This window comes from Streptomyces aurantiacus JA 4570, assembly GCF_000414115.1.
Lineage (GTDB): Bacteria > Actinomycetota > Actinomycetes > Streptomycetales > Streptomycetaceae > Streptomyces > Streptomyces aurantiacus_A.
The window spans coordinates 1-4819 of record NZ_AOPZ01000284.1 but is presented as its reverse complement, the minus strand read 5'-3'; the positions used below and the strand labels follow the sequence as shown (position 1 = coordinate 4819).

The 4819-nt window shown below is 72.2% G+C and carries 3 protein-coding genes and 1 pseudogene; 2 read left to right on the top strand and 2 right to left on the bottom strand.

The window, feature by feature from the left end; all coding sequences use genetic code 11:
* Positions 1–189 precede the first annotated feature (189 nt).
* The gene (locus STRAU_RS25630) at positions 190–1773 is read left to right on the top strand and encodes an FAD-binding oxidoreductase (protein WP_016643306.1); all 1584 of its coding nucleotides are present in this window, start codon (positions 190–192) and stop codon (positions 1771–1773) included.
* 74 nt (positions 1774–1847) lie between these two features.
* On the opposite strand, the gene STRAU_RS25625 is transcribed toward STRAU_RS25630, so the two are convergent.
* Both STRAU_RS25625 and STRAU_RS25620 read right to left on the bottom strand, forming a co-directional pair.
* Complete coding sequence (locus tag STRAU_RS25625) at positions 1848–2552, bottom strand: phosphatase PAP2 family protein (RefSeq protein ID WP_016643305.1); 705 nt, start codon at positions 2550–2552, stop codon at positions 1848–1850.
* Between the two features lie 551 nt (positions 2553–3103).
* A pseudogene (locus STRAU_RS25620) lies at positions 3104–4102 on the bottom strand (C40 family peptidase); the annotation flags it as partial.
* Positions 4103–4261: 159 nt separating this feature from the next.
* Between STRAU_RS25620 and STRAU_RS25615 the strand changes: the two are divergent.
* Positions 4262–4534: a DUF397 domain-containing protein gene (locus STRAU_RS25615; protein WP_016643304.1), complete on the top strand. Its 273-nt coding sequence runs from the start codon at positions 4262–4264 to the stop codon at positions 4532–4534.
* Positions 4535–4819: the final 285 nt, after the last annotated feature.

Here is a 4819-nt window from a genome sequence, read left to right as displayed (position 1 = left end):
ACCCGCCCGCCCGTTTCCAGGCACATCGCGCCCACGCCGGCACCGGGGTCACGGCGCCCAGCCCTGCGGGCACCCCGCACCTCCGGTGCCACACCGGCCGTCCGGCGTCTGCCGCTCCCTGCTGTGGGCAAGGGAACCCGAGGAGCGTGGAGGCCGTCTCGATGTGCGGGAAGCAACGGGAGGGCCTCAATGCAACGACGTACGTTCCTCGGAACGGCCACCGCCGCACTCGCGGCGGGCGCCACCGCCTGCACGAGCGGCAACGGCAACGGCACCAAGGCGAGCAGCACCGGGACCGCAGAGCCCATAGGCACGAGAAGCGGGACCACGCCCATAAAGACGGCGGCCGCCTCCGCCCCGGCGAGCCTCGCCGCCCTGGCCAAGGACCTGGACGGCACCCTGGTGCGCCCCAACGAGGCCGCCTGGGCCACCGCCCGCCAGCTGTACAACACCCGCTTCGACAACCTGAAGCCCACCGCCGTCGCCTACGTCGCAGGCGTGGACGACATCCGCACCACCCTGGCGTACGCGCGCGCCCACGACACCCCCGTGTCGATCCGCAACGGCGGCCACTCCTACGCGGGCTGGTCCTCCGGCACGGGCCGCCTCGTCATCGACGTATCGAAGTTGAACCGCGTTCGGTCCAGCGGCACCACGGCCACCATCGGTGGTGGCGCCAAGCTCATAGATGTGTACCGCGCGCTCGCCGCGAAGGGCGTGACGATCCCCGCGGGCTCCTGCCCGACGGTCGGCATCAGCGGCCTGACCCTCGGCGGCGGCCACGGCGTGGTCTCGCGCGCGTACGGCCTGACCTGCGACAGTCTCACCTCGGCGACCCTCCTCACCGCGGACGGCAAGCAGATCACCGCAAGCAAGTCCGAGCACAAGGATCTGTTCTGGGCGCTGCGCGGCGCGGGCAACGGCCAGTTCGGCATCGTCACCGAGCTGACCTTCCGCACGCACCCGGCCCCGCAGGCCGTCTCCGCGTACCTGACCTGGCCCTGGTCGAAGGCGGCGGCCGTGCTCAAGGCGTGGCAGGAGTGGGGGCCTTCGCAGCCGGACGAGATCTGGTCGTCGGCCCACATCGCGGCGGTGCCGGGCGGCAAGCCCACCATCTCCGTCGCGGCCTTCTCCCTGGGAACGTACGGCTCGCTGCAGAACGCCGTGGACCGCCTCGCCGACAAGGTGGGCGCCCCGGCCCGCAGCGTGTCCCTGAAGCGGCGTTCGTACGAGCAGGCGATGGAGGTGTACGCGGGCTGCTCGTCGTTCGCCGCGGACGCCCAGTGCCATCTGCCGGGCTCCACGCCGGGGCGCACGCCGAGCGGCGCGCTCGGCCGGGAGACGTACGCGGCCCGCTCGGACTTCTTCGACCGGTCGCTGTCGACGGCCGGGATCCGCGCGCTGCTCACCCAGATGGAGAACGTCCGCGGCCCGCGCGGCACGGCGGGCAGCATCGCCCTGACCGCGCTCGGCGGCGCCATCAACCGCGTCGACCCGACGGCCACGGCCTTCGTGCACCGCCGTTCGCGGATGCTCGCGCAGTACATCGTGTCCTGGCGCGCAGGCACCTCCGGGACGGCCTCGCAGGCGTGGCTGGACTCGGCCCACGGGGCGATGCGGCGGTACGCCTCCGGGGCCGCGTACCAGAACTACGCGGACCCGACGCTCACCAACTGGCGCGAGGCGTACTACGGGCAGGCGGCGCCGCGGCTGAAGAAGCTGAAGAAGGAGTACGACCCGACGCGCTTCTTCTCGTTCCCGCAGGCGCTGTAGCCCCCGGGGCACGGGGGTTCCGGCTCCCGTGGCACGGGAGTTCCGGCCCCCGAGGTACGTACGGGAGTTCCGGCCTACGCCGCCAGGTCCCGCTCGTCCGTGCCCGGCGCCGTCTCCTGCTCGGTCAGGGCGGCGACCGGCTCGACGTCCCCGGGCCCCGCCCACACCAGCCGGGAGGCCCGGCCGGAGCGGCCGACGGCCTTGGCGAGCGGCGTCAGGAGGGCCATGGCGAGCGGGGACAGGAGCAGCGCGACCGCCGTGCCGAGCGCGAAGCCGCCGACCACGTCGGTCGGGTAGTGCACGCCCATGAAGACGCGGCAGAAGCCCTCGGCGGCGGCGAGCGCGATGCCGGCGATGCCGAACTTCCGGTTGGCGACGAAGAGGCCCACGCCGATGGCCATCGCGAGCGTCGCGTGGTCGCTCACGAAGGAGTAGTCCGTCTTGCCGTCGACCAGGACTCTCAGGCCCTGGTGGTCCTCGAAGGGGCGGGGCCGCTCCACGAAGCCCCTTATGGGCACGTTGACGAGGACGGCGATGCCCGCGGCGAGCGGTGCCCACACGACTGCGGCGACCGACGAGGCGGCGTCGTCGAGCACCGCGCGCCCGCGCGCGCCCCACCAGCACCACACGACGAGCAGGACGAGGGCGAGCAGCAGTCCGTACTCGCCGACGAACTCCATCGTCCTGGCGAGCCAGCCGGGCGCGTCCTCGGCCAGGCCGTTGATGTCGTAGAGCAGGCTGACGTCGGGGTTCGACCCGGAATCATCGAGTCCAGCCATGATGCTGTGGCCCCTTGTCTTCTCACTCGCGAGCGCGCCCTGTCGCGCGCCCTTCCATCAACCCCCGTGGTCAGTGCAGTCGTGCCGCCGTACCAGTCGTCGCGCCGCCGTACCAGTCAAGGGAACGCCCGGCCCCCTTCACTACGTTCCACTCTCCACCGAAAGATCACTCAGACGTTATCGAAGAGAGACTCATCGCCGCAGCTCAGGGGGCTGATTTAACGGAGGGTTCAAGCCAGTTCACGCGGCGCGCGCGCCCGGCGCGCGCCTCCGCTCAGCCAGTGGATCACACGCCGGGGCAGCGTCGGCACGCGGCCGGGTCAGACGTCGGCGCCCGCGTCCGACGGCCGCGCCGAGGCCCGTCCCGCGGGGCCCGACGACGGCGTGCCGGAAGGACGCCCCGGAGACTCACCGGCTGCGCCGTCCTCCGCGTTCCCCCCGGACTCGTCGGACTCTCCCGACCCGCCGGACGCACCGGCGTCCTCGGACTCCGAAGGCTCCCCCTCCGGCTTCTCCCGGGGCCTGTCGACCCGCTTCTCCACCGGCTCCTCGGGGATCGCTTTTGCGCCATCTTTGGTGACGCGCGTGGCTCCGAAGTAGTCCGGCGTATCGATCGGGTCGAAGCGGATGACGGCGCCGGGCCGCGGGGCGTCGATCATGTAGCCGCCGCCGACGTAGATGCCCACGTGCCGGATGGCCCGCGAATTGCTGAGGTCGTCCGAGAAGAAGACCAGGTCGCCCGGGAGCAGCTCGTCGCGCTTGGGGTGCGGCCCGGCGTTGTACTGGTCGTTGGCCACGCGCGGCAGCTCGATGCCGACGGTGCGGTACGCGGCGAGGGTCAGCCCGGAGCAGTCGAACTTGCCGCCTTGGTCGGCGGTGCCGTTGCCGCCCCACAGGTACTCGGTGCCCAGCTTCTTCTGCGCGTAGTAGATGGCGCCCGCCGCCTGCTGCGACGGCTGCACCCGCCCGATGGGCCGGGCGAAACTCTTCTCCAGAGTCGTGATGATTTTGACGTAGTTCTGCGTTTCGCGGTAAGGGGGCACCCCGCCGTACTTGAGCACGGCGTACGCGCCCGCGTTGTACGCGGCGAGCATGTTCTTCGTCGGGTCGCCCGGGGCGTCCTTCACGTACTTGGCGAGCTTGCAGTCGTAGCTGGCCGCGGACGGGATGGCGTCCTTGGGGTCCCACACGTCACGGTCGCCGTCGCCGTCCCCGTCGATGCCGTGCGTGGCCCAGGTGCCCGGGATGAACTGCGCTATCCCCTGCGCGGCGGCGGGGCTCTTCGCCTGCGGGTTGAACCCGCTCTCCTGGTAGAGCTGGGCGGCGAGCAGGGCGGGGTTGATGGCCTTGCACAGGTTGCCCCACTTCTGCACGAGGGGCTGGTACGTGGTGGGCACGGCGCCCTTGGCCAGTCCGACGTTCCCGCCGCCGCCGGACCCGCCGGCCATGCTCCCGGCCGCCACGAACGTCCCGAGCACCAGCAGCCCGATGAACCCAGTGGACCCGCTGAACGCGACGGCCGCGAGCAGCCACGTCTTACGCACCGTCAACCACCCTACCGTTCCCGGGAGTCCGCCGCGCCCAGTCTAGGCGCGGCACCTCCCGCCTGGGCGGCTTCGCCCGGCACCACCCGAAGCACGCCGCCTCCGCGATACGTCCGCCGCCGCCTCCGCGAAACGTCCGCCGCCGCCTCCGCGATACTTCCGTCCATGGCCGACAGCCCCCACCCCGAACCCCTGACCTGGGCCCGCGCCGCCCCCGACGACGAGGAGGGCCCCGGCCCCTGGATCGAGCTCGCCTTCGGCCCCGACGACACGGTCCACCTGCGCACGACCGACGCCCCCGACCACGTCGTCACGACGACCCGCACGAAGTGGGAGGCGTTCGTACTGGGCGCACGGGCGGGCGAGTTCGACCACTTCGTAGAGGCGCTGGATGGCGGGCCGCCCTCCGACTCGAAACAGTCCGTCACCAGCGATTGACGGAGCGCCAACTTTCGTCGAATGTAGGGGAATTGAGGGCGTGGGGCAGGGGGATGCGCCCCTTGGTCCGATGCGCTCCTCGATCGGTGTTCTGCGTCCTACGGCTGGGGGGAGCCGACGATGGAAGCCAACGACCCCGAGGACGGGCCCGTCGAGCCCGAGGACAGGCGGCCGGTGCAGGGCGGCCCAGGCGGCTTCGGCCCGCCCCCGCCCACGTACGCCCCCGGCGCCCCCGCGAGCCCGCCACCGCCCGGCGCCTACGGTCCGCCCCAGCCGCCCGTGCCG